The organism is Pseudomonas sp. R43(2017) (assembly GCF_002112345.1).
Classification (GTDB): Bacteria; Pseudomonadota; Gammaproteobacteria; order Pseudomonadales; family Pseudomonadaceae; genus Aquipseudomonas; species Aquipseudomonas kribbensis.
Map to the genome: position 1 here is coordinate 803,591 of NZ_NEHJ01000002.1, position 21,815 is coordinate 825,405.

At 60.1% G+C, this 21,815-nt stretch carries 26 protein-coding genes; 9 read left to right on the forward strand and 17 right to left on the reverse strand.

All coding sequences use genetic code 11. From position 1 onward, the window contains the following. Positions 1 to 2 precede the first annotated feature (2 nt). Positions 3 to 1,088, reverse strand: a complete 1,086-nt coding sequence (locus CAG02_RS08275) for an aminopeptidase (protein WP_085713015.1) — start codon at positions 1,086 to 1,088, stop codon at positions 3 to 5. A 59-nt stretch (positions 1,089 to 1,147) separates the two neighbouring features. On the opposite strand from CAG02_RS08275, the gene CAG02_RS08280 reads away from it, so the two are divergent. Both CAG02_RS08280 and CAG02_RS08285 read left to right on the forward strand, forming a co-directional pair. After that, on the forward strand, positions 1,148 to 1,570 hold the full coding sequence (locus CAG02_RS08280) for a hypothetical protein (protein WP_085713014.1): 423 nt from the start codon (positions 1,148 to 1,150) through the stop codon (positions 1,568 to 1,570). A 40-nt stretch (positions 1,571 to 1,610) separates the two neighbouring features. After that, positions 1,611 to 2,030, forward strand: a complete 420-nt coding sequence (locus tag CAG02_RS08285; protein WP_085713013.1) for a hypothetical protein — start codon at positions 1,611 to 1,613, stop codon at positions 2,028 to 2,030. A gap of 6 nt (positions 2,031 to 2,036) precedes the next feature. On the opposite strand, the gene CAG02_RS08290 is transcribed toward CAG02_RS08285, so the two are convergent. After that, entirely contained in the window at positions 2,037 to 2,276 is a 240-nt protein-coding gene (locus CAG02_RS08290) for a DUF1161 domain-containing protein (RefSeq protein WP_085713012.1), read from the reverse strand. A gap of 102 nt (positions 2,277 to 2,378) precedes the next feature. Next, positions 2,379 to 2,810: an OsmC family protein gene (locus CAG02_RS08295; RefSeq protein WP_065260634.1), complete on the reverse strand. Its 432-nt coding sequence runs from the start codon at positions 2,808 to 2,810 to the stop codon at positions 2,379 to 2,381. A 243-nt stretch (positions 2,811 to 3,053) separates the two neighbouring features. Here CAG02_RS08295 and CAG02_RS08300 point away from each other — a divergent pair, with 243 nt between their 5' ends. Next, complete coding sequence (locus CAG02_RS08300; protein WP_065260633.1) at positions 3,054 to 4,055, forward strand: LLM class flavin-dependent oxidoreductase; 1,002 nt, start codon at positions 3,054 to 3,056, stop codon at positions 4,053 to 4,055. Between the two features lie 61 nt (positions 4,056 to 4,116). Here the strand turns inward: CAG02_RS08300 and CAG02_RS08305 are convergent, their stop codons facing one another. Both CAG02_RS08305 and CAG02_RS08310 read right to left on the reverse strand, forming a co-directional pair. After that, entirely contained in the window at positions 4,117 to 4,341 is a 225-nt protein-coding gene (locus tag CAG02_RS08305) for a DUF1161 domain-containing protein (protein ID WP_085713011.1), read from the reverse strand. A gap of 125 nt (positions 4,342 to 4,466) precedes the next feature. After that, positions 4,467 to 4,682 carry a dodecin gene (locus CAG02_RS08310; RefSeq protein ID WP_003220389.1) on the reverse strand — a complete coding sequence of 72 codons (216 nt, stop codon included), beginning with the start codon at positions 4,680 to 4,682 and terminating at the stop codon, positions 4,467 to 4,469. Between the two features lie 156 nt (positions 4,683 to 4,838). On the opposite strand from CAG02_RS08310, the gene CAG02_RS08315 reads away from it, so the two are divergent. Then, entirely contained in the window at positions 4,839 to 5,165 is a 327-nt protein-coding gene (locus tag CAG02_RS08315; RefSeq protein WP_007953918.1) for a YqjD family protein, read from the forward strand. Here the strand turns inward: CAG02_RS08315 and CAG02_RS08320 are convergent. Then, positions 5,138 to 6,055, reverse strand: coding sequence for a LysR family transcriptional regulator (locus CAG02_RS08320; RefSeq protein WP_085713010.1), 918 nt, complete (start codon positions 6,053 to 6,055; stop codon positions 5,138 to 5,140). The genes CAG02_RS08315 and CAG02_RS08320 overlap by 28 nt on opposite strands. A gap of 112 nt (positions 6,056 to 6,167) precedes the next feature. Between CAG02_RS08320 and trpB the strand changes: the two genes are divergently transcribed. The 3 genes from trpB to CAG02_RS08335 all read left to right on the forward strand — a co-directional run bounded on the left by trpB (position 6,168) and on the right by CAG02_RS08335 (position 8,776). Continuing rightward, positions 6,168 to 7,400: a tryptophan synthase subunit beta gene (trpB, locus tag CAG02_RS08325; RefSeq protein WP_085713009.1), complete on the forward strand. Its 1,233-nt coding sequence runs from the start codon at positions 6,168 to 6,170 to the stop codon at positions 7,398 to 7,400. Continuing rightward, the gene (gene trpA, locus CAG02_RS08330) at positions 7,400 to 8,212 is read left to right on the forward strand and encodes a tryptophan synthase subunit alpha (protein WP_085713008.1); all 813 of its coding nucleotides are present in this window, start codon (positions 7,400 to 7,402) and stop codon (positions 8,210 to 8,212) included. The genes trpB and trpA overlap by 1 nt, the downstream gene beginning before the upstream one ends. A 120-nt stretch (positions 8,213 to 8,332) precedes the next feature. Next, a complete protein-coding gene (locus tag CAG02_RS08335; RefSeq protein WP_085713007.1) occupies positions 8,333 to 8,776 on the forward strand; it encodes an anti-virulence regulator CigR family protein in 444 nt (147 codons plus the stop codon). A gap of 69 nt (positions 8,777 to 8,845) precedes the next feature. Here CAG02_RS08335 and CAG02_RS08340 read toward each other — a convergent pair whose 3' ends face one another. The 11 genes from CAG02_RS08340 to CAG02_RS08390 form a co-directional block, all read right to left on the reverse strand. Continuing rightward, the gene (locus CAG02_RS08340; protein ID WP_085713006.1) at positions 8,846 to 10,807 is read right to left on the reverse strand and encodes a DUF4105 domain-containing protein; all 1,962 of its coding nucleotides are present in this window, start codon (positions 10,805 to 10,807) and stop codon (positions 8,846 to 8,848) included. Then, positions 10,804 to 11,124 (reverse strand): DUF2388 domain-containing protein, encoded by a 321-nt coding sequence (locus CAG02_RS08345; protein WP_065260625.1) that lies wholly within the window; start codon positions 11,122 to 11,124, stop codon positions 10,804 to 10,806. Before CAG02_RS08345 ends, CAG02_RS08340 begins: the two co-directional genes overlap by 4 nt. A gap of 28 nt (positions 11,125 to 11,152) precedes the next feature. Then, positions 11,153 to 11,461: a DUF2388 domain-containing protein gene (locus CAG02_RS08350; RefSeq protein ID WP_085713005.1), complete on the reverse strand. Its 309-nt coding sequence runs from the start codon at positions 11,459 to 11,461 to the stop codon at positions 11,153 to 11,155. 107 nt (positions 11,462 to 11,568) lie between these two features. Continuing rightward, the gene (locus tag CAG02_RS08355) at positions 11,569 to 11,886 is read right to left on the reverse strand and encodes a DUF2388 domain-containing protein (protein WP_085713004.1); all 318 of its coding nucleotides are present in this window, start codon (positions 11,884 to 11,886) and stop codon (positions 11,569 to 11,571) included. Positions 11,887 to 12,021: 135 nt separating this feature from the next. After that, positions 12,022 to 12,252 carry a DUF1127 domain-containing protein gene (locus CAG02_RS08360; RefSeq protein WP_371856490.1) on the reverse strand — a complete coding sequence of 77 codons (231 nt, stop codon included), beginning with the start codon at positions 12,250 to 12,252 and terminating at the stop codon, positions 12,022 to 12,024. A 238-nt stretch (positions 12,253 to 12,490) separates the two neighbouring features. Then, complete coding sequence (locus tag CAG02_RS08365; protein ID WP_003220409.1) at positions 12,491 to 12,706, reverse strand: DUF1127 domain-containing protein; 216 nt, start codon at positions 12,704 to 12,706, stop codon at positions 12,491 to 12,493. Positions 12,707 to 13,026: 320 nt separating this feature from the next. Then, a complete protein-coding gene (locus tag CAG02_RS08370) occupies positions 13,027 to 14,520 on the reverse strand; it encodes an acetyl-CoA hydrolase/transferase family protein (RefSeq protein WP_085713003.1) in 1,494 nt (497 codons plus the stop codon). 215 nt (positions 14,521 to 14,735) lie between these two features. Continuing rightward, positions 14,736 to 16,169, reverse strand: a complete 1,434-nt coding sequence (locus CAG02_RS08375) for an NAD(P)(+) transhydrogenase (Re/Si-specific) subunit beta (RefSeq protein WP_085713002.1) — start codon at positions 16,167 to 16,169, stop codon at positions 14,736 to 14,738. Further along, positions 16,169 to 16,489 (reverse strand): NAD(P) transhydrogenase subunit alpha, encoded by a 321-nt coding sequence (locus CAG02_RS08380; protein WP_003220416.1) that lies wholly within the window; start codon positions 16,487 to 16,489, stop codon positions 16,169 to 16,171. Before CAG02_RS08380 ends, CAG02_RS08375 begins: the two co-directional genes overlap by 1 nt. 15 nt (positions 16,490 to 16,504) lie before the next feature. Continuing rightward, positions 16,505 to 17,626, reverse strand: coding sequence for a Re/Si-specific NAD(P)(+) transhydrogenase subunit alpha (locus CAG02_RS08385; RefSeq protein ID WP_085713001.1), 1,122 nt, complete (start codon positions 17,624 to 17,626; stop codon positions 16,505 to 16,507). Positions 17,627 to 18,060: 434 nt separating this feature from the next. Beyond that, entirely contained in the window at positions 18,061 to 18,960 is a 900-nt protein-coding gene (locus CAG02_RS08390) for a LysR family transcriptional regulator (RefSeq protein ID WP_085713000.1), read from the reverse strand. 158 nt (positions 18,961 to 19,118) lie between these two features. Here CAG02_RS08390 and CAG02_RS08395 point away from each other — a divergent pair, with 158 nt between their 5' ends. Both CAG02_RS08395 and CAG02_RS08400 read left to right on the forward strand, forming a co-directional pair. Next, a complete protein-coding gene (locus CAG02_RS08395) occupies positions 19,119 to 20,300 on the forward strand; it encodes an acyl-CoA dehydrogenase (RefSeq protein WP_085712999.1) in 1,182 nt (393 codons plus the stop codon). 13 nt (positions 20,301 to 20,313) lie between these two features. Then, the gene (locus tag CAG02_RS08400) at positions 20,314 to 21,534 is read left to right on the forward strand and encodes a CaiB/BaiF CoA-transferase family protein (protein WP_085712998.1); all 1,221 of its coding nucleotides are present in this window, start codon (positions 20,314 to 20,316) and stop codon (positions 21,532 to 21,534) included. Positions 21,535 to 21,815: the final 281 nt, after the last annotated feature.

Consider the following 21,815-nt stretch of genomic DNA (forward strand, 5'->3'; position numbering starts at 1 on the left):
CGTCAATCGGAGCGAAGGGCAGCCAGCTCACGCAGGGCTGTCTTTCGCTTGTCTGTCGGCAATCCGCCCAGTTGTTCGACCCGCGCATAAAACTGCGGCCAATCTCCCTTAACCTGCCTGAACAACGCCGCAAACGCCGGCACCCACTGGTCATACAGCCCGAATGGCAACAATCGCGCATTGTTCAGCGGCGCATTGACCCAGGCGTCATAACGCTTGTCCCCCGCCCACTGGCCGTCGCGCATCTCCCGATAGTCCCGGCGAAACCGTTCGAATTCAGCGGCCTTGCGTTCGCGCATCTGCTCGACGGGCATCTGTTGTGTGTACAGCTTTTCCAGCCGGGCACGGGTATCGAGGATCAGTTGAATGAACTGGTCGCGACGTTTGAGTTGAGCGTCATTTTCTGGTGGCAGGCCACGAAACGCCCGCCACTGCCGGGTGCCTTCCTGCTCGACAAAGGTGGCGTAGGACTCGTTGAACTCGGTGTCATCCTTCACATAGAAACGTTGGTGGCCCAGTTCATGGAAGATCAGCGTAGCCAGGCGTTCGTCACCCCAGCCCATCATCGAGTTGAGGATCGGGTCATTGAACCAGCCCAGGGTCGAATAGGCTTCGACGCCACCAATCGACACATCCATGCCTTGCAGGCGCTGGATCGCTGCCTCGCCTCGCGCCGCACTCTGGCTGTAGTAACCGCGATAGGCCACGCACCCGGCAATCGGGAAGCAGTGGTTCTGCGGGCTCAGGGAAAACTCCGGGGTGGCGAACACGTTCCACACCACGTACGGCCGGTGGATGTCGGCGTACAGGCGATAGCTCTGGTTATCCGGCAGGTGCAGGTGTTGGCTGGCGAAATCCCGAGCCTTTTGCGATTGGGCCAGGTGGGCGCGCAGCGTTGCGTCGCGGTTCGGGTCGGCAATCACCTTGGCCACCGGCTCCCGCGCCCGCAGCAATTGCAGCTGACCGCTGGCCAGCTGGCTGTAATAGCTGACGCTGGAACAACCGTTGAGCAACAAAAACAACACACCCGGAAACAAAACCCGCAAAACGCGATCAAGTAACCCAAGGCTTGGAAACGGCCTGATCACAATAAGAACATCCCTGGAAAGTCTGATCGCAAGACTATCCCGCCCATTGGAGCTTCGCCATGCGCATCTTGATACTGACGGGAGGCCTGCTGACGCTGGCCGGTTGTGCCGGATTCGGAATGCCTTCGCCAGACCCCACGCAAGCCTGGATCGATCTGGACGCCCGGCAACAGGACACGGCGCTGCAAGCGCTGGAAGTCGACAGGAAGGCCGCCGTCGACAAACGTTACTTCGAAGTACAGCCCGGCAGCCATGAACTGAAGGTGCGCTACCAGTTTCCGGTGGAAGCGACCAACATCGGCCCGGACGCCGAGCCCCTGTGGCGCGATTGCCAGTTGAACCTGAAATTCACGGACTTCAACGCCGGCCAGCGCTATCAGCTTCAGGCCGGCTACATCGGTTTCCGGCCGTGGGCCAAGCTCTATGACCAGCAGAAAAATGTAGTCGGCCAGGGCAAACCGGCAGGCTGTCAGCGCACCTGATCGGCGTTATGCTGGATGTCCGAATTCACGGACATTCATCATGCGCAAGTCAATGCTGTTGCTGGTTGCCGGTGTGCTCGCCGGTTGTCAGACGCCGATGCCCCCGGTCGACCCCAACATGGCCTGGGTCGAGTTCTCGACGCCGACCCCGGGCGGAAAACTGCTGATGGCCGAACGTCTCGACAAGCAGCGCCTGACTGACGGACGTTTTTTCCAGGTAACGCCCGGCAGCCATGAGTTGCTGGTGCGTTTCGATTTCGAGGCACCCGGTGGAGGAGCTGGGATGTTGAACGATCCCGTGGAGCGCCTGTGCTACCTGACCATCCGCTTCGACCATTTCGAAGCGGGTCAGCGTTACGTGCTGGAGGGTCGCTCCCTGATGTTTACGCCCAGTGCCCGGCTGTATAACGCCAAGCGGGAAATCGTCGCCGAGGATCGCGACACCTATTGCGCCATCTAGCGTGAATCAGCTGTCGTTCTTCTGGTAGATGATGGCTTTGGTGCCGTTCTCGCAAGTGCCGACGATCATGGCGACGTCGTGCTTTTCGGCTTCCTCTTTGGAGACTATCTCCAGTGTGTAGGAAGGCACGGCGTTCGCCTGAATCTTGATTTCGATCTCTTTCCTGAGTTCTTCGCAATCTTTGGGTGCCGCAAAGGCCGAAGTTGCCAGCACGCCACAGATAACCGCCAAAGCAAAACGTTTCATGGTTGAAGCTCCTGGGAGCAGTGCGCACGACGATGCGCGAAAGCTGCTGTCATTTATTCGACCACATTTTTGCCTGGCGGGTTCTGATTCTGCTCAAGTCGATCAGCTGACCAGCGACGCATCCAGGCTGATCTTCGCATTCAATACCTTCGACACCGGGCAACCTTCCTTGGCCTTGTTACTCAGTTCTTCGAACTGCGCCTGGGTGGCGCCCGGAATCTTCGCCTTGAGAATCAGCTTCACTGCAGTGATCGCGAAACCGCCGTCAACCTGATCGAGGGTGACTTCAGCCTGGGTGTCGATGCTTTCGGCCTTCAGCCCGGCATCGCCGAGGATCATCGAGAATGCCATGGAGAAACAGCCGGCATGGGCGGCGCCGATCAGTTCTTCCGGGTTGGTGCCCTTGCCGCCCTCGAAGCGGGCCTTGAAGCCGTATGGCGCTTCCCGCAGGACGCCGGTTTCGGTGGAGATCGAGCCGATGCCGGTTTTCAGGTCACCTTCCCAATGTGCGGATGCCTTCTTCACGATAGCCATGTGTGCCTCCTTCAATTCGGGCGCGAAAGGCCGCGCCGTCGTGGTTTTTGCCTGCAAGGCTTCTGAGGATAGACGCCGGAACAAAGTTCAGCCCGGCTGAATCGTTGACTTTTTTAGTAGGAAATTTCGGATCGGCTATTGAAACTCGGGTATATGCCCTTATTGCAGAGAACACGCTTATGAATTGGGCAGGTTTGCGTTCGTCAGGAACAAACCGGCGCCCTCAATCGGAGATGCAGGTTCATGAAGCAACTGTCCGACGTAAAGTTTTCCACCCTCGATCTGGTGCCGGTGCGCGAGAACGGCAGCCCGGCTCAGTCGCTGCGCAACTCGCTGGATCTGGCGCAGCATGTCGAGAAGTTCGGCTACACCCGGTTCTGGGTCGCCGAGCACCACAACATGGATGGCATCGCCAGTTCTGCCACGTCGGTGCTGCTGGGTTACCTGGCCGGCGGCACGTCGACCATCCGTGTCGGCTCTGGCGGCGTGATGCTGCCCAACCACGCGCCGCTGGTGATTGCCGAGCAGTTCGGCACCCTTGAAAGCCTGTATCCGGGGCGGATCGACCTCGGTCTGGGCCGTGCCCCCGGCTCCGATCAGATGACCGCCCGCGCCCTGCGCCGTGAGCGCTCCGGCAGCGCCGACGATTTCCCTGAAGACGTGGCCGAGCTGGTGCGCTTCCTCGGCCCGCGTACACCGGATCAACGGGTGATCGCGATGCCTGGCACTGGCACCAATGTGCCGATCTGGCTGCTCGGCTCCAGCCTGTTCAGTGCGCAACTGGCCGGCGAGCGCGGTTTGCCCTACGCCTTTGCCTCGCATTTCGCACCGCGCTTCATGCACGAGGCGATCCGCGTCTACCGCAATCACTTCAAGCCGTCGGCGGTGCTCGACAAGCCGTACGTGATGCTCGGCGTACCGCTTGTGGCGGCCGACACCGACGAACAGGCCGATTACCTGGCGACCTCGGTGTACCAGCGAATTCTCGCGCTGATGCGTGGGCAAAGTCTGGTGCAGCGTCCGCCGGTGAAAACCATGGACGGCCTGTGGCTGCCACACGAACGTGAGGCGGTGGGCGATTTCCTCGGTCTGGCGATGGTCGGCAGCCCGCAGAAAATCCGCGCGAAACTGGAAGTGCTGATCGAGCAGACCCAGGCCGATGAGCTGATCTTCACCTGCGATCTGTACGAACATGCCGATCGCCTGCACTCCTATGAATTGCTGGCGCAGGTGATGAAGGGCTGAAAAAGATAGCCGGGTACAAAAAAGCCGACGCATTGCGTCGGCTTTTGCATTTCAGGCGCGATCAACCGCGTTTGTAGACGATTTCCTTGGTGCCGCCCTCGCACTTGCCGACGACTTTGCCGCCCGCTGCTGCACCTTTATCGACGATTTCCAGCGAATAACCGGAGACGTGTTTCGCGTCCAGTTTTGCCGCGATCTCGGCTTTCACTTCTTCGCAAGGCTTGCCGGCAGCAAACGCACCACCCGCAAGGCTCAACAAACCTACTGCCAATATGAACTTCTTCATCGGTCGCACTCCCTGGTCGGATTAAAAGAGGCGGGCATCAAGTTCGCTCGATGCGTCCACCCTGTAGCGCTTTGCCATTCCTATGGCATTCGGCCAGCGCGCAAGTTCAGAAGCGTAGCCCAAACTCAGCTGCTGGCAATCCGGAACCCGACTTTCAGGGTCACTTGAAAGTGGGCAGCCTTGCCGTCCTTGATGTGGCCGCGGGTATCGACCACTTCAAACCATTCCAGATGCTTGATGCTCTTGTTGGCCTCGGCCAGCGCGTTGTTGATGGCGTCTTCGATGCTGCTGGTGGACGAACCGACCAGCTCGACTTTCTTGTAGGTGTGATGGTCACTCATGGCGATCTCCTTGACGTGTGGATTTGAGCCTAGCAGCGATTTGCGCTGTTGATTTCGGTCGCCGGGAGAAACCGGAGTTCAGATTTTCTGCACTTTCCAGAACCGGTGAAGTCCCAAACAACACACGCCACTCATCACCAATGCAGGAGAGCCACCATGGCCAACACCTCGTTACGCAAAGCCTCGTTGCAAAGCATGGAAGCGGAGATCGAGAGTCTGCTCAAGTCGTTGGAAAGCCTGAAAGACGACGCTTCGGACGAGTCGCGCAAGACCCTCAAGGCGCTCAAGGGCAACGCTGAAAGTGCGCTGAAGCATTCGCGCAGCCTGCTCAGCGATGCCTACGAAGAAGTCAAAGTCAAAACCCGCGAAACCGGGATCGCCACCCGCGATTACGCACAGGAACATCCGTGGACGACCGCCGGTGTGGCGGTCGGTGCGCTGGGTCTGCTGGCCGCTTACTTGCTGTTCAAGCGCGGCGAGTGATCCGCCTGGCGCAGCTCGTTCCTGAGCCACTGCGCCAATTGCCGGGCGCGCCCGTCGGCGGCGCGCTTGGGTAGCCACAACGCCAGTTGCGCCGGGGTTTCACTGAAACCCCACGGCGCGACCAGGCGCCCGGCCTTCAAGTCTTCGGTCACCAGCGGTTCCGGCGCGATTGCCACGCCCAATCCGGCGACGGCCGCTTCCAGCAAGTAATACAAATGCTCGAAACCTTGCCCCAGCTTCAGCGCCTTGGCGTCGAGGCCGCTTTGCTGCGCCCAGCTCGGCCAGGCTTGCGGGCGAGAGGTCGTGTGCAACAAGGGCTCGCCGAGCAAGGCCGCGGGCGGTGCTGATTTCAGGTGCTCGTAACCGCTGAACAGCGGGCTCATGACTGGCCCGATGCGTTCGCTGGCCAGCTCATAGACCTGCATGTCGGCCGGCCATGGCGGTTCGGCGAACAGCAGCAGCGCATCCAGTCCCGGGCGGCGCGGGTCGAGATCGCCTTCACCGGCCGACAGGTGCAGACGCAAGTCCGGCAGATCGGCATTCAGCCTTCCCAGTCGTGGAATGAACCAGCGAGCCAGCAGGCTACCGGAGCAGCCGAGTACGAACGGCGCGTCGGCGGTGCTTTGGGTCAGCTCGGCGCAGACGCTGCGCAAGCGGTCGAACGCCTCGCCGCTGGCATCCCGCAGACGAATGCCGGCATCTGTGAGTTTCAAGCCGCGACCATCCTTGACGAACAGGCTGACGCCCAGGTGCTCTTCAAGCACCTTGAGCTGGCGGCTGACCGCGCCGTGGGTGACGTGCAGCTGCTCGGCAGCCTGACTGACGCTGTTCAGCCGGGCGGTGGCTTCGAAGGCGCGCAGGGCGTTCAGCGGGGGAAGGTCATGGCTCATGATATCTGTGAGTTTTCCTGACAGGTTGTGGCGATCTTATCGGTTTTCAGTCTGGAAGGTCAGGGGTAGAGTGAACGCCATTGTCTTCTCGTGAAATCCGCTGGAGCGAACCATGACCCAGACTTCGAACACCTCCGATCTGCGTAACGGCCCTGACGCCAACGGCCTGTTTGGCTCGTTCGGCGGCCGTTACGTTGCCGAAACCCTGATGCCGTTGATCCTCGATCTGGCCCGCGAATACGAAGCGGCCAAGGAAGATCCGGCGTTCAAAGAGGAACTGGCCTACTTCCAGCGCGACTACGTCGGACGTCCGAGCCCGCTGTATTTCGCCGAGCGCCTGACCGAGTTCTGCGGTGGCGCCAAGATCTACCTCAAGCGTGAAGAGCTGAACCACACCGGCGCGCACAAGATCAACAACTGCATCGGCCAGATCCTGCTGGCGCGGCGCATGGGCAAGAAACGCATCATCGCCGAGACTGGCGCCGGCATGCACGGTGTGGCCACCGCCACCGTGGCTGCGCGTTTCGGTCTGGACTGCGTGATCTACATGGGCACCACCGACATCGAGCGCCAGCAGGCCAACGTGTTCCGCATGAAGCTGCTGGGCGCCGAGGTGATCCCGGTGGTCGCCGGCACCGGCACCCTGAAAGACGCGATGAACGAAGCGCTGCGTGACTGGGTGACCAACGTCGACAGCACCTTCTACCTGATCGGCACCGTGGCCGGCCCGCACCCTTATCCTGCGATGGTTCGCGATTTCCAGGCCGTGATCGGCAAAGAAACCCGCGAGCAGCTGCAAGCTCAGGAAGGTCGTCTGCCGGACAGCCTGGTGGCGTGCATCGGCGGCGGCTCCAACGCCATGGGCCTGTTCCACCCGTTCCTCGACGACAAGAGCGTGGAAATCATCGGTGTCGAAGCCGCCGGTTACGGCATCGAGACCGGCAAGCACGCGGCCAGCCTCAACGGAGGTGTACCGGGTGTGTTGCACGGTAACCGCACCTTCCTGCTGCAGGACGATGATGGTCAGATCATCGACGCCCACTCGATTTCCGCCGGCCTCGACTATCCGGGCATCGGCCCCGAGCACGCCTGGCTGCATGACATCGGCCGCGTCCAGTACACCTCGGTGACTGACGACGAAGCCCTCGCTGCGTTCCACCAGTGCTGCCGCCTCGAAGGCATCATCCCGGCACTGGAAAGTGCCCATGCCCTGGCCGAAGTATTCAAACGCGCACCGAAGCTGCCGAAGGATCACCTGATGGTGGTCAACCTGTCCGGTCGCGGCGACAAAGACATGCAGACCGTCATGCACCACATGGAAACTTCCAAGCAGGAGAAACACTGATGAGCCGCCTGCAAACCCGCTTTGCCGAACTCAAGGAACAGAACCGCGCCGCACTCGTGACCTTTGTCACCGCGGGCGATCCGGACTACGACACTTCGCTGGCAATTCTCAAAGGCTTGCCAAAAGCCGGCGCCGACGTGATTGAACTGGGCATGCCGTTCACCGACCCGATGGCCGACGGCCCGGCGATTCAACTGGCGAACATCCGTGCCTTGGGCGCCAAGCAGAACCTGATCAAAACCCTGCAAATGGTTCGCGAGTTCCGCAAGGACAACAGCGACACGCCGCTGGTGCTGATGGGTTACTTCAACCCGATCCACAAGTTCGGCGTCGAGCGTTTCATCGCCGAAGCCAAAGAGGCCGGCGTTGATGGCCTGATCGTGGTCGACATGCCACCGGAGCACAACTCGGAGCTGTGCGACCCGGCCCAGGCTGCCGGCATCGACTTCATCCGCCTGACCACGCCGACCACTGATGACGCACGTCTGCCGAAAGTGTTGAACGGCAGCTCCGGCTTCGTTTACTACGTGTCGGTCGCCGGTGTGACCGGTGCCGGTGCGGCGACTCTGGAGCACGTCGAGGAAGCCGTGGCGCGCCTGCGCCGTCATACCGACCTGCCGATCAGCATCGGTTTCGGTATCCGTACGCCGGAGCAAGCCGCGTCCATCGCGCGTCTGGCCGATGGTGTAGTGGTGGGCTCGGCACTGATCGATCACATTGCCAACGCAACCACGCCGGCTCAGGCCATCGATGGCGTGCTGAGCCTGTGCTCGGCGCTGTCCGAAGGCGTGCGTAAGGCCCGCGTCAGCTGAAGGTAAAGTTCCTGATACAGAGGAATTAGCGCCTCGCGGCACAGACTAATTCAGCAAGACCGAGGGATTCAGAACCACGTTCTGAATCCCTTTTTGCTGTCAGTGCAGTGAGGGAAACCCATGAAAATGCCGAAACGTCTGATTGCCAGTCTGGGCGTGCTGATGATCAGCGCCACGCCGCTGCTGGCCAGCGCCGACCCACGCGACGATCACGACCACGGCGGCCCGCAGCAGGGCCACTACGACGATCGCGGTGGCGACCATCATGATTGGCAAAGCAGCCACCGTGGCGGCCCGCCACCTCGTGACTTCGGGCCGGTGCGTCAGGTGATTCGTGACAACCACGGTTACTTCGTTCGCGGTGCGCCGCCACCTCCGGGCATTCGCCTGGAGCGCGGTCGGCCGTTGCCCCACGGTTATTACGGTGAGCGGCTGGATCCCCGGGCGTTGGGGCGTTTGCCGGTTTATCCGGGCTATGAGTGGCGTCGGGCCGGTGGCGATATTGTGTTGATCGCGGTCGGTACCGGGATCGTCTACGAAATTCTGGATGGCGTTCTGTACTGATTTGCAGGCAATAAAAAAGACCGCAGCCTTGCTTAGGCTGCGGTCTTTTGTTTTTCGGGGCCGTTGTTTTCAGGGCAGTTCCAGGCCACCCGAGGCTTTGTGCAGTTTGCGCAAATGTTCGCCGATTTGCTTCACGTTGGCCTCGTTGGCGGCAATTTCTGCTGCTCGCTTTGGTTCCAGCAGCGCGCGTACTTCCTTGTCCAGATCACCGCTCAGCACCAACAGCTGTTTCTGGCGCTGGCTGCTTTCGGCTTCCAGTCGGCTGAATTCGCTGGGTTGCGGCAGGCCGTAACCACGAGAATCGAGCAGTTCCGCCGGGCGGCTGAGGAAGCCGCTGTTGGCGAGGATCTGCTGCAACGTCGCGTTGGCTTTGTCCATGCCGCCGTTTTCCAGCTCCCGGGCACCGAGGTAGCGTTGCTTGACCTCATCCTGGGCCAGCAGCAACTGGCGACGGAAACTCGCCTGTTCCAACAGCAACAATGCAGCGCTGGTGCGCAGGTCGGCGCGTTCGAACCAGGGCCGTCGCTCTTCTGCCGACAACGACAGCCATTCCTCGACGCTGGTCTGCTTGATCGGCAGTTGCTTCTTCAGCACCTCGAACATCGCCTGATAGCGATCGCGGAACGAGTCGAAACGATACCCCAGACGCAACGCCTCTTTGGGGTTGTCCAGCACGCTGGTATCCGCCAGGCCCCGGCCCTTGAGCACTTCCAGCAGGCCGTTGGGCATGATGCTGTCGAGGCCGACAAGCTGCGAGTTGTTGCTGCCGCTGCGCAGCAGCTTCAGGCTTTCTACCGCGCAGTTGTTGGACAGGAAGAAGTAGTTGCCGTCGTAGCTCCAGTGCATTTCGGCGGCGTGTTCGACCACGTCTTCGATCTCGCTGCGCGACAGGTTCAACGGCACCGAGGCGAGGCTGCGCAGCTCGGTCTTGGTGTATTCGTCGATCACCTGAGCCAACGGCAGGACAAACAGGCGCGACGGATATTTGCCGACCAGTCCGTCCCAGCTCGACAGCTGCACATCACCGACGAATGCGCGGTAGGACAGCACCAGATGCTGGTCCAGGTCCAGTCGGCAGTCCGGCCCGCGCGGCCGGCCCGGGGCGCAGATCACCAGGCGCAACATGCTGTGTCCCCAGCGGCTGACCCAGTTCTGATTCGCTTCGGCCAGCAGGTAGTCGATGGCGTAAACCCGTTCCGGATCGACCTGCCCCAGCGGCTGTTTGGCAAAGTCGTTGCCGGCATTCAGGAAAGCGAAGGATTTGGCGCAGGTGTCCTTTTCCGGCGGTGCCCAGCCGAAGTGTTCCTTGTAATAGCGATATAGCGCCGGACGGCGGCAGGCGTAGCTCGGGTCGAGGAGGAAGTACTCCATGTTGACCGCGACGAACTCCTTCGGACTGGAGATTTCGTACAGGTCCGGGCTGCGGGCAATCTGCCGGTTGTGCTGTTCACGTTCGCCACGGCGGCCGACGTATTGCTGCCAGCCGGCGAGGTCGAGCAGGCGCGGGTCATCGCTGAGGGTGAAGCGCCGGTCGTTCTGTCCACGGCACTCGTCCGGCAGGCCGATCAGTCCGGCACTGTTGTTACGTCGGGTGCAGCGCTGGATCAGCGTGCGTTCGGCGGCTGGCCACAGGCGTGCGCGGTCGTAAATGTGGGTGATTTCGTGCAGTACCGTGGCCAGCAATTCCTGGCGCACAGTGCCGTGGGGGCGGCTGGTCTTTTGTTTGGCCGCGCTGCCGTCGGTGAGACTGGCGAGCAGTTTGCGGTTCAGGTCAAGCTCGGAAACAAGAGCCGCCTCACCGTAGGCATTGTCGGGCATCTCGTCGGTCCAGCCGACATCGATGCGTCGATCCAGGCGTTCTATGAAGCTGGGCGGCAGTTTCTGCATTGCTTCATCGAGCAGCGCCTGGCTGGCCTGTTGTTGGGCGGGGCTCAGACCCTCGGTCTTGAGCCGCAGTTGCAGGCTGGCGTGGGCGTTGCTGCCGATCAGCAGCAGCGCCCCGGCCAGCAGCCAGGCGCTGAGAGATTTCACAATGCGAGGATGGCTTCGGCGAGTACCTGGTCACTGGCGTCGCGGGCTTCCGGCACGCGGGTGCGCAAGGTATTGAGGGCGGCTTCCAGGTGCGCGCCACGGATATCACCGTTGCTGGCAACGAAGCTGGCGGCGTCGTCGTGGGCTTCGCGGATGATTTTCGAATCGCGGATCGACGTGGTGGTGTCGGACGTGAAATCGATGGTGCGCTGGGAGGCACGAACGATGATGTTACTGGTGGCTACCAGGGTGTGCGCCTGGGCCATATCGGCCAACAACAGCAGGCCAAGGGCGGCAGCAATCAGCGGGCTACGCATGGAACGACTCCGGAGGGGGCAAGAATAACTATTGGACGAGAATTGCCTGTGCCAGTTCAAGGTCGCTTACATGAAGTTTTGGCCGGGATTTACGCAGGTAATGCAGTGCGGATTCCAGCTGGGCGCCTCGCAATTGGCCGTCACTGGCAACGAATGCCGCGGCATCGTCGTGGGCGGCGAGCACTAGTTTACGGTCGAAAGGCGCGGAAGACACCATGCTGGTGGCGTAACCGCTGACGACGGTGTTTTGCGTCAAGACATCAAAGGCATCGACCGAGGTCGTCCAGCAGGCAGTGAGCAGAACAGAAGGGATAAGCAGATTTTGATAAAAACGCATGGGTCTCAGGAGCTGTTAGCGAGTCCCAAGGCTAGCGCAATGCCCGGTCCAGAGCCAGCGGCGAAACATCGGGACACGGCTGGCGTGTCCCTTCCAGCAACATCGGATCAGATCGCCAGGATGGCTTGTGCCAGTTGTGCGTCGGTTGCATTCAGTTGCGGAGCCTGATGGCGGATAAGGTCCAGGGCACTTTCCAGTTTCACGCCGCGAATCTGGCCTTCGCTGGCAACGAAGCTGGCAGCATCGTCACGGGCAGCAATCACGACTTTGTTGTCACGCAGCGAAGAGCTGACGTCGGAAGTCGCGTCCGAAGACGACTTCAGCGCGCCGACAACGGCGTCGGTGGTCACGATGAAACTGGTAGCGCTGGCATTGGCAGCCACGGCCAGCAGGGCGGCAGCGCTGAGCAGGCGAAGACGGGACATGGTGTAACTCCTCTGGAAATTTCGTATTGAGAGGTGGCTTGGTGTCTGGGGAGTCAGACGCCAGTCGCACGGCATTCGCCACGTTCTGCCCGGATATTAGGCCTGTGTGGGAGGTTTCGCACAGAGGGCAAAATGCTAGCGCCAGAAGGGTTTCTCCAGTTCGTTCAGTCGATCCGCGTGGCTGAGGCCGAGATCGGCGAGTTCCCGCCCATCGAGTTGAGCCAGCAGGCGCCTTGTGTCCTGGCGCGCTCCAGGCCTTGCCAGAAGCCTTTGAATAGCCGCCGTACAAGACCGCAGTGGGGAGAGCGTTCGACTGTAGCGGCTGAAACATCCTGTAAGTGATTCATGACGTCTTCCTTTTGCCAGTGGAGGCGGAAGGTCATGTTGATCTCAATGCAGTGAGCTTGGCAGATACACCGTGACAAAATTGTACTGGTTCAGTTTTGGTTTTTCTGGAACTGTACCTATCTGCGATACAGACACCTGTATCGCAGATTTTCCGACCCCAAAACGACAAGACCCGTCGCGGTTTCCCGCGACGGGTCTTGTTTGTTCAATTCGGGTTGCTGGCGGTGGGTCTGGCGACCAGAGCCAGCGACGCTACTTAGCGCCAGAACGGCTTGCTGAGCTCTTCGTAGCGTTGTGCTTCGCTGATACCGGCGTCAGCCAGCAGACGCGAATCCAGACGAGCCAGTTGATGGCGGCTGGAGATGCGGCGCTGCCACAACATCAGGTTGGCGATAACGCGCAGAGGCAGGGAAGCCTGGGTTTTTGCAGCTTTGTCTTCGAAGAACAGTTCGGAACTGAGTGTACGTTCCATGGTTGACATCCTTCCGCTTGTGGCGGGATCAGGTAGTGGTTTAACTGGTGCCCATGATCCTCTCGTTTGGCCAGACTCTCTAGATACAGTTCACTTGTATTGTGAGTGACCAGTTAACTGTTTATAGGGGGTGTACGGGTCAAAATCGCGCAAACTGTACCTGTCTGCGCCTATTTGGTGCATTTTGCTCGATTCAATGATGCGAGTAGGTAAAAGCTGTAGGAAAAGACCGGTACAGCAGTACAGTTTTTGACGGGATCGGAGATTTTCAAATTTCCGCTGACGAAACTGTGTTTGCGCCAGCGGAATATCTGTGCGGATCAAGCCTTCAGCATGTGCCCGGTTTCTTCCAGATTGATGTGCCAGCTCAGGGCATCGCGCAGGATGTGCGGGGTGTGGCCGCCGATGGCGCAGGCTTTGTCGAAGTAATCATTCAGCGCCTGGCGGTAGTCCGGGTGCACACAGTTGTCGATGATGACCCGGGCGCGTTCCCGTGGCGCCAGGCCACGCAGGTCGGCCAGGCCCACTTCGGTTACCAGGATGTCAACGTCATGCTCGGTGTGGTCAACGTGACTGACCATCGGCACCACGCTGGAAATCGCGCCGCCCTTGGCGATCGACTTGGTCACGAACACCGCCAGGTGCGCGTTGCGTGCGAAGTCGCCCGAGCCACCAATCCCGTTCATCATCCGCGTGCCGCAGACGTGAGTGGAGTTGACGTTGCCATAGATGTCGAACTCGAGCGCCGTGTTGATGCCGATGATACCCAGGCGACGAACCACTTCTGGATGGTTCGAAATTTCCTGCGGGCGCAGCACCAGCTTGTCCTTGTACTTCTCCAGGTTGCCGAACACGTCGCTGTTGCGCCGCTCCGACAGGGTGATCGAGCTGCCCGAGGCGAAGCTCAGCTTGCCCGCATCGATCAGGTCGAAAGTCGAGTCCTGCAGCACTTCGGAGTACATGGTCAGGTCTTCGAACGGCGAATCGATCAGCCCGCACATCACCGCGTTGGCAATGTTGCCGATCCCGGCCTGCAGCGGGCCGAGCTTGTTGGTCATGCGTCCGGCATCGACTTCCTGCTTGAGGAAGGTGATCAGGTGATCGGCGATGGCTTTGGTGTCGACATCCGGCGACGAGACGGTAGACGGCGAATCCGACTGCTGGGTGATGACGATGGCGACAATCTTCTCCGGAGGAATCGGGATCGCGGTGCTGCCGATTCGGTCGTCGACCTTTACCAGCGGAATTGGCGTGCGGGTCGGGCGGTAGGTCGGGATATAGATGTCATGCAGACCTTCGAGGTTGGCGTTGTGCGCCAGGTTGATCTCGACGATCACGTGTTTGGCGAAGATCGCGAAGCTCGCCGAGTTGCCCACCGAGGTGGTCGGCACGATGTGGCCCTGTTCGGTGATGGCCACGGCTTCGATCACGGCGATATCCGGCAGCTTCAGTTGCTGGTTGCGCAGTTGTTCGACGGTTTCCGACAGATGCTGGTCGATGAACATCACTTCGCCGGCGTTGATCGCCTTGCGCAAGGTGCTGTCGACCTGGAACGGCATGCGCCGGGACAGGACGCCGGCCTCGGTCAGTTGCTTGTCGAGGTCGTTGCCCAGGCTGGCACCGGTCATCAGGCTGATCTTCAGCGGCGTGACCTTGGCTCGCTCGGCCAGTGCATGGGGAACGGCCTTGGCTTCGCCGGCGCGGGTGAAGCCGCTCATGCCGACGGTCATGCCGTCCTCAATCAGCGCAGCGGCGTCGGCGGCGCTCATCACTTTATCCAACAACGAAGGCAGGCGAATACGGTCACGGTACATGGATTATTTTCTCGGGCAGCGAGTAGCAGGATGCGCAGTCTAGTGAATTTCGCGGGCGCCTGTCCCGCTACCAAGGTCGCAAACGAGGCGTCTATTTAGCGGGTTTCAAGTAAAACACCGTTACCGGATCTGCAACAACGCGGCAAATTGTCCGACGGTTTTTGCAAACAAAAACGCCCCGACAAGTCGGGGCGTCCGGTACAGCAGCGAGCGAGTTACTCGACCGCTTTGACCATGTCTTCGATGACTTTTTTCGCGTCGCCGAACACCATCATTGTCTTGTCCAGGTAGAACAGTTCGTTGTCCAGACCGGCATAGCCGCTGGCCATCGAGCGCTTGTTGACGATGATGGTCTTGGCCTTGAACGCCTCGAGGATCGGCATGCCGGCAATCGGCGATTTCGGATCGTTCTTGGCGGCCGGGTTGACCACGTCGTTGGCGCCGAGCACCAGCACCACGTCGGCCTGACCGAACTCGGAGTTGATGTCTTCCATCTCGAACACCTGGTCGTACGGCACTTCGGCTTCGGCCAGCAGTACGTTCATGTGGCCCGGCATCCGACCGGCCACCGGGTGGATCGCGTACTTCACGGTCACGCCGTGGTGGGTCAGCTTCTCGGTCAGCTCTTTCAATGCGTGCTGCGCACGGGCCACCGCCAGACCGTAACCCGGAACGATGATCACGGTGTCGGCGTTGGTCAGCAGGAAGGTTGCGTCGTCAGCCGAGCCGGATTTCACCGGACGGGCTTCCTTCTCACCGGCGGGACCGGCGTCTGCTGTATTGCCGAAACCACCGAGCAGTACATTAAAGAAGGAACGGTTCATTGCCTTGCACATGATGTACGAGAGGATCGCACCGCTCGAACCCACCAGCGAGCCGGCAATGATCAGCATCGAGTTGTTCAGCGAGAAGCCGATACCCGCCGCCGCCCAGCCGGAATAGCTGTTGAGCATCGATACCACCACCGGCATGTCGGCGCCGCCGATCGGGATGATGATCAGCACGCCCATGACGAACGCCAGGGCCAGCATCAGTGCGAACGCGGCCAGGTTGCCAGTCAGCATGAAGGTGATGCCGAGGATCAGCGTCGCCAGCCCCAGTACCGCGTTCAGCTTGTGCTGACCACTGAACTGTACCGGTGCACCCTGGAACAGGCGGAACTTGTACTTGCCCGACAGTTTGCCGAACGCGATCACCGAACCGGAGAAGGTGATGGCACCGATGGCTGCACCGAGGAACAGCTCCAGACGGTTACCCGCCGGGATCGAGTCGCCCAGTTGCTTGACGATGCCCAGCGACTGAGGCTCGACCACCGCAGCAATGGCGATGAACACCGCTGCCAGGCCGATCATGCTGTGCATGAACGCAACCAGTTCCGGCATCTTGGTCATTTCAACACGCTTGGCCATGATCGATCCGGCGGTGCCGCCGATCAGCAGGCCGACGATCACGTAGCCAATACCGGCGGTGGCCAGCTCAGTCCCGAGCTTATAGATGAGGCCGATGGTGGTCAGGATCGCCAACGCCATGCCGAGCATGCCGAACAGGTTGCCGCGGCGCGACGTGGTCGGGTGCGACAGACCTTTGAGGGCCTGGATGAAGCAGATCGACGCGATCAGGTAGAGCGTCGTGACGAGGTTCATGCTCATTACTTAGGCGCCTCTTCTTTTGCTTTCGGGGCTTTCTTCTTGAACATCTCAAGCATGCGGCGGGTGACCAGGAAGCCACCGAACACGTTGACCGCGGCCAGTGCTACGGCGAGGGTGCCCATGGTCTTGCCCAGCGGGGTGACGGTCAGGGCGGCCGCGAGCATGGCGCCGACGATCACGATCGCCGAAATGGCGTTGGTCACCGCCATCAGTGGCGTGTGCAATGCGGGTGTAACGTTCCAGACCACGTGGTAACCGACATAAATCGCCAGCACGAAGATGATCAGGTTGTAGATACCGGGGGAGATAAGCTCTTCCATCGTCTGAATCCCTGCTTAGGCGTTTTTGCGGATGACTTGGCCGTCGCGGCACATCAGGCACGCGGCGACGATGTCGTCTTCGAGGTTCACTTCGAACTGGCCTTCTTTGGTGAAGATCAGCTTCAGGAAGTCCAGCAGGTTGCGTGCGTACAGCGCCGAAGCGTCTGCGGCGACTTCACCGGCGAGATTGGTCGGACCGACGATGGTCACGCCGTTTTCGATCACGACCTGATCAGCCACGGTCAGCGGGCAGTTGCCACCCTGGGCTGCAGCGAGGTCGATGACCACCGAGCCGGGTTTCATTTGCGCCACTGTGTCCGCGCTCAACAGCACCGGTGCCTTGCGGCCCGGGATCAGTGCGGTGGTGATGACGATGTCAGCCTGCTTGGCGCGCTCGTGCACGGCCTGGGCCTGACGCTGCATCCAGCTCGCCGGCATCGGGCGTGCGTAACCGCCGACGCCGACCGCGCATTCGCGTTCTTCATCGGTCTCGTAAGGTACGTCGACGAACTTGGCGCCGAGGGACTCGATCTGTTCCTTCACGGCCGGACGTACGTCGGACGCTTCGATGACGGCACCCAGACGTTTCGCCGTGGCAATCGCCTGCAACCCGGCCACGCCTGCCCCCAGAATCAGCACGCGCGCCGCTTTCACGGTGCCCGCAGCGGTCATCAGCATCGGCATGAAGCGCGGGTAGTAGTGAGCGGCCAGCAACACGGCCTTGTAGCCGGCAATGTTCGCCTGGGACGACAGCACGTCGAGGCTCTGGGCCCGGGAGGTACGTGGCGCCGCTTCCAGGGCGAACGCGGTAATCCCGCACTCGGCCATCTTCGCGATGGTGTCGTTGTTGAACGGGTTGAGCATGCCCACCAACACCGTGCCACGCTTGATCAGCGTCAGTTCGGCATCGGTTGGCGCGACCACTTTGAGAATCAGCTCGGCGCCAAACGCGTCATTGGCACTGCCAATGGTTGCGCCTGCCGCTTCATAGGTACTGTCGACAACGCTGGCTTTAACGCCGGCGCCGGTTTGCACAGTGACCTTATGACCTTGGCTGATCAGCTTTTTAATGGTTTCCGGGGTTGCAGCAACCCGTGTTTCACCGGTCTGGGTTTCGAGAGGAACACCAATGTGCACGTCAAATCTCCTGCGTGATCTTATTGAGTAAACCCATGCACTACGGATGGTGCGACTGGGGCGGCCGATCAGCACGATCCCGCCGAATCAGGGCGGGGCGCGGCATTTTGCAGGCGAAGTTTATGCCCTTCAAGGGATTATGACGGGTGACGGAAAATTAACTACAAGTCATCCCGTGACCGAATGTCGCAGATGGCCAGTTGAATCCCTTGCAGGCCGTGCCTTTCAAGGAGTCTGGATAAATTTGAAGAATTTTCTCATCGGTGACGTGAATAGGCCGCAATGAGTCGCGAATGAGGGCTCAAAGCCACGTCGGCAGGCGCTTGTGGGACGTCTGTACGACTTTCGGATACAGTCTTTCGATTTGCGACAAATAGTTATATCTGTAGGGCTTTGAATATCCTGACTACGGGGTTAGTAATCGCTGAAAGCCTTTATCCTTCGAGGTTGTAGCTGTGTGCCTGATTTACCAGCCAGTCGCGAAATGCCTTGAGTGACGCGGATTCGACCTTTCGCTCTGGAATCATCAGGTAATACGCCTTGATGCTGGAGAGCGCATTCGAGTTGGCAATCACCAGGCGTTTCTCGGCCAATTCGCGCTGGATCAGGAACGGAGGAATCAGCGCGATGCCCATGTCGTGCATGGCTGCCTGGGCCAGCATGGAGAATAGCTCGTAGCGCGGACCTGTCATGTCGCGGGGGATGTTCAGGTGTTGCGAGTTGAACCACTGTCGCCAGGCATAGGGGCGGGTGGTTTGCTGGAGCAGAGGGAGATCGGCGATTTCAACGGGAGTCAGATGCGTCTTGTTGCCGAGCAGGGCGGGACTGCACACCGGCATCGGATTCTCACCCATCAGCCTGTGGGATTCAGTACCGGACCAGTCGGCATCACCGAAATAGATGGCGGCATCGAAGTCGGTGTCGGCAAACAGGAAGGGGCGGGTTCGGTTGGTCAGGTTGACCGTGACCTCCGGATGTTTGAGCTGGAAGTCCTTCAGTCTTGGCAGCAGCCATTGCGTGCCAAAGGTGGGCACCACAGCGAGCTCGATCACGTTGGTGCCCTGCTGACCCATCACCGACAGGGTGTCGCGCTCCACGGCATCGAGTTGGGTGGCAACCCGGCGGCTGTAGGAAAGGCCCGCTTCGGTCAGCTTCACCCCGCGTCGCGAGCGTCGGAAGAGTTCGACGCTGAGAAAGTCCTCAAGGCTTGCGATCTGTCGGCAAATGGCGCCCTGGGTGAGGGAAAGTTCTTCGGCGGCCTTGGTAAAGCTCTCGTGGCGAGCCGCGGCTTCGAAGCTGATCAGGGCGGTGGTGCTGGGTATCTTGCGGCGCATGTACGTCAACCTCACTAATACATCGCTCAATCGGTATTTCGCGACGTTTCGGAGTGAGAAATTAGCACAACAGGATGCGAAATCCTCGTTTGCCGGGAGGGTGAAGCGGGCCTAGGATCAATGCCACGTTAATTCACCCGATTTGCGAGGACTCACTCATGGGCGGTAAAGCTAGCTTCAACTGGATCGATCCACTGCTGCTGGATCAACAGCTGACTGAAGAAGAACGCATGATCCGCGACACTGCCGAGCAATTTGCCCAGCAGAGCCTCGCTCCACGCGTCCTCGAAGCCTTCCGCCATGAGAAGACTGACCCGGCGATCTTCCGTGAGATGGGTGAAGTCGGCCTGTTGGGTGCGACCATCCCCGAGCAGTATGGTGGCAGCGGCCTCAACTACGTCAGCTACGGCCTGATTGCCCGTGAAGTCGAGCGCGTGGATTCCGGCTACCGTTCGATGATGAGCGTGCAGTCTTCGCTGGTGATGGTGCCGATCAATGAATTCGGTACCGAAGCACAGAAACAGAAGTACCTGCCGAAACTGGCTTCCGGCGAATGGATCGGCTGCTTCGGTCTGACCGAGCCGAACCACGGTTCCGACCCGGGCGCAATGATTACGCGTGCACGCAAAGTCGAAGGCGGCTACAGCCTGACCGGCGCCAAGATGTGGATCACCAACAGCCCGATCGCCGATGTGTTCGTGGTCTGGGCCAAGGACGACGCCGGCGATATTCGCGGCTTTGTATTGGAGAAGGGCTGGAAAGGCCTGAGCGCTCCGGCGATTCACGGCAAGGTCGGCCTGCGGGCTTCGATCACTGGTGAGATCGTCATGGACAACGTGTTCGTACCGGAAGAAAACATCTTCCCGGACGTGCGTGGTCTGAAAGGTCCGTTCACCTGCCTCAATTCTGCACGTTATGGCATCTCCTGGGGTGCGCTGGGCGCGGCCGAGTTCTGCTGGCACACCGCTCGCCAGTACACCCTGGATCGTCAACAGTTCGGTCGTCCTTTGGCCGCTACTCAGTTGATCCAGAAGAAGCTGGCCGACATGCAGACCGAAATCACTCTGGCACTGCAAGGCTGCCTGCGTCTGGGTCGCATGAAGGACGAAGGCACTGCTGCGGTTGAAATCACTTCGATCATGAAGCGTAACTCTTGCGGCAAATCGCTGGATATCGCTCGCATGGCCCGTGACATGCTGGGCGGCAACGGGATCTCCGATGAGTTCGGTGTGGCCCGTCACCTGGTCAACCTGGAAGTGGTGAATACCTATGAAGGTACTCACGACGTTCACGCGCTGATCCTCGGTCGTGCGCAGACCGGCCTGCAGGCGTTCTATTAACAGGAGAGCGACCATGGGCGCGCTGTCGCATCTGCGGGTACTGGATTTGTCGCGAGTGCTGGCCGGCCCATGGGCCGGGCAGATTCTTGCCGACCTTGGGGCGGAAGTGATCAAGGTCGAGCGCCCGGGCAATGGTGACGACACCCGTGCCTGGGGGCCGCCCTTCCTGAAAGACGCCTATGGTGAGAACACCAGCGAGGCGGCTTATTACCTGTCGGCCAACCGCAACAAGCAATCGGTGACGATCGACTTCACGCGTCCTGAAGGTCAGAAGCTGGTGCGGGAGCTGGCAGCCAAGTCGGACATTCTGATCGAGAACTTCAAGGTCGGTGGGTTGGCGGCCTATGGTCTGGATTACGAGTCGCTGAAGGCGATCAATCCGGATCTGATCTACTGCTCGATCACTGGTTTTGGACAGACCGGGCCGTATGCCAAGCGCGCGGGTTATGACTTCATGATTCAAGGGCTTGGCGGGCTGATGAGCCTTACCGGGCGACCTGAAGGTGATGAGGGTGCCGGGCCGGTGAAGGTGGGTGTGGCGCTCACGGATATTCTGACCGGTCTGTATTCGACCGTGGCGATCCTGGCGGCACTGGCTCACCGTGATCACGATGGTGGCGGTCAGCACATTGATATGGCGCTGCTGGATGTGCAGGTGGCATGTCTGGCTAACCAGGCGATGAACTACCTGACGACGGGCAATGCGCCAAAGCGGCTGGGCAATGCGCATCCGAATATCGTGCCGTACCAGGACTTTCCGACGGCTGATGGTGACTTCATTCTAACGGTGGGTAATGACGGGCAGTTCCGCAAATTCGCCGAAGTGGCGGGGCAGCCGCAGTGGGCGGACGATCCGCGTTTCGCGACCAATAAGCTGCGTGTGGCGAATCGGGCGGTGCTGATTCCGTTGATCCGTCAGGCGACAGTTTTCAAGACGACCGCCGAGTGGGTGGCTCAGCTGGAGCAGGCGGGGGTGCCGTGTGGACCGATCAATGACCTGTCACAGGTGTTCGAGGATCCACAGGTGAAGTCTCGCGGGTTGGCGATTGAGCTGCCTCATGCATTGGCAGGGATGGTGCCGCAGGTGGCCAGTCCGATTCGGTTGTCTCGGACGCCTGTCGAGTATCGTCGTGCGCCTCCTTTGTTGGGCGAGCATACATTGGAGGTTTTGCAGCGGGTGCTGGGTCTGGGAGCGGGGGCGGTGGCTACGATGAAAGAGAATGGAGTGCTCTGAAGGTTCTCTCTATATAGAAGGGGTATTGAGTCCTTCTTCTATATAGAGGGTATTGAGCGTTTTGTGGTCTATCTGCAAGTTATTGAAAGAAAACCAAATTAAGGGTTGACGGCAGATTCTGAGTCTCTATAATTCGCCCCACTTCCGGCGCAGTCGAAACGGAAAACTCCTTGAAATTCAACGAGTTATGTAGGTTTCGATGGCGGATTGCTTCAGATCATCGAAGCCTGGAAGGAGTTGGAAATGCCGGTTTGTCTGGCGCTTTCAACGGTTCGGTCTTC

What these genes read in the sequence shown, in the direction of transcription:
- CAG02_RS08280 (WP_085713014.1), top strand. Translation starts at nt 1,148, where the DNA reads ATGCGCATCTTGATACTGACGGGAGGCCTGCTGACGCTGGCCGGTTGT.
- CAG02_RS08285 (WP_085713013.1), top strand. Translation starts at nt 1,611, where the DNA reads ATGCGCAAGTCAATGCTGTTGCTGGTTGCCGGTGTGCTCGCCGGTTGT.
- CAG02_RS08290 (WP_085713012.1), bottom strand. Translation starts at nt 2,276, where the DNA reads ATGAAACGTTTTGCTTTGGCGGTTATCTGTGGCGTGCTGGCAACTTCG.
- CAG02_RS08295 (WP_065260634.1), bottom strand. Translation starts at nt 2,810, where the DNA reads ATGGCTATCGTGAAGAAGGCATCCGCACATTGGGAAGGTGACCTGAAA.
- CAG02_RS08300 (WP_065260633.1), top strand. Translation starts at nt 3,054, where the DNA reads ATGAAGCAACTGTCCGACGTAAAGTTTTCCACCCTCGATCTGGTGCCG.
- CAG02_RS08305 (WP_085713011.1), bottom strand. Translation starts at nt 4,341, where the DNA reads ATGAAGAAGTTCATATTGGCAGTAGGTTTGTTGAGCCTTGCGGGTGGT.
- CAG02_RS08310 (WP_003220389.1), bottom strand. Translation starts at nt 4,682, where the DNA reads ATGAGTGACCATCACACCTACAAGAAAGTCGAGCTGGTCGGTTCGTCC.
- CAG02_RS08315 (WP_007953918.1), top strand. Translation starts at nt 4,839, where the DNA reads ATGGCCAACACCTCGTTACGCAAAGCCTCGTTGCAAAGCATGGAAGCG.
- CAG02_RS08320 (WP_085713010.1), bottom strand. Translation starts at nt 6,055, where the DNA reads ATGAGCCATGACCTTCCCCCGCTGAACGCCCTGCGCGCCTTCGAAGCC.
- trpB (WP_085713009.1), top strand. Translation starts at nt 6,168, where the DNA reads ATGACCCAGACTTCGAACACCTCCGATCTGCGTAACGGCCCTGACGCC.
- trpA (WP_085713008.1), top strand. Translation starts at nt 7,400, where the DNA reads ATGAGCCGCCTGCAAACCCGCTTTGCCGAACTCAAGGAACAGAACCGC.
- CAG02_RS08335 (WP_085713007.1), top strand. Translation starts at nt 8,333, where the DNA reads ATGAAAATGCCGAAACGTCTGATTGCCAGTCTGGGCGTGCTGATGATC.
- CAG02_RS08345 (WP_065260625.1), bottom strand. Translation starts at nt 11,124, where the DNA reads ATGCGTAGCCCGCTGATTGCTGCCGCCCTTGGCCTGCTGTTGTTGGCC.
- CAG02_RS08350 (WP_085713005.1), bottom strand. Translation starts at nt 11,461, where the DNA reads ATGCGTTTTTATCAAAATCTGCTTATCCCTTCTGTTCTGCTCACTGCC.
- CAG02_RS08355 (WP_085713004.1), bottom strand. Translation starts at nt 11,886, where the DNA reads ATGTCCCGTCTTCGCCTGCTCAGCGCTGCCGCCCTGCTGGCCGTGGCT.
- CAG02_RS08365 (WP_003220409.1), bottom strand. Translation starts at nt 12,706, where the DNA reads ATGGAACGTACACTCAGTTCCGAACTGTTCTTCGAAGACAAAGCTGCA.
- CAG02_RS08370 (WP_085713003.1), bottom strand. Translation starts at nt 14,520, where the DNA reads ATGTACCGTGACCGTATTCGCCTGCCTTCGTTGTTGGATAAAGTGATG.
- CAG02_RS08375 (WP_085713002.1), bottom strand. Translation starts at nt 16,169, where the DNA reads ATGAGCATGAACCTCGTCACGACGCTCTACCTGATCGCGTCGATCTGC.
- CAG02_RS08380 (WP_003220416.1), bottom strand. Translation starts at nt 16,489, where the DNA reads ATGGAAGAGCTTATCTCCCCCGGTATCTACAACCTGATCATCTTCGTG.
- CAG02_RS08390 (WP_085713000.1), bottom strand. Translation starts at nt 18,960, where the DNA reads ATGCGCCGCAAGATACCCAGCACCACCGCCCTGATCAGCTTCGAAGCC.
- CAG02_RS08395 (WP_085712999.1), top strand. Translation starts at nt 19,119, where the DNA reads ATGGGCGGTAAAGCTAGCTTCAACTGGATCGATCCACTGCTGCTGGAT.
- CAG02_RS08400 (WP_085712998.1), top strand. Translation starts at nt 20,314, where the DNA reads ATGGGCGCGCTGTCGCATCTGCGGGTACTGGATTTGTCGCGAGTGCTG.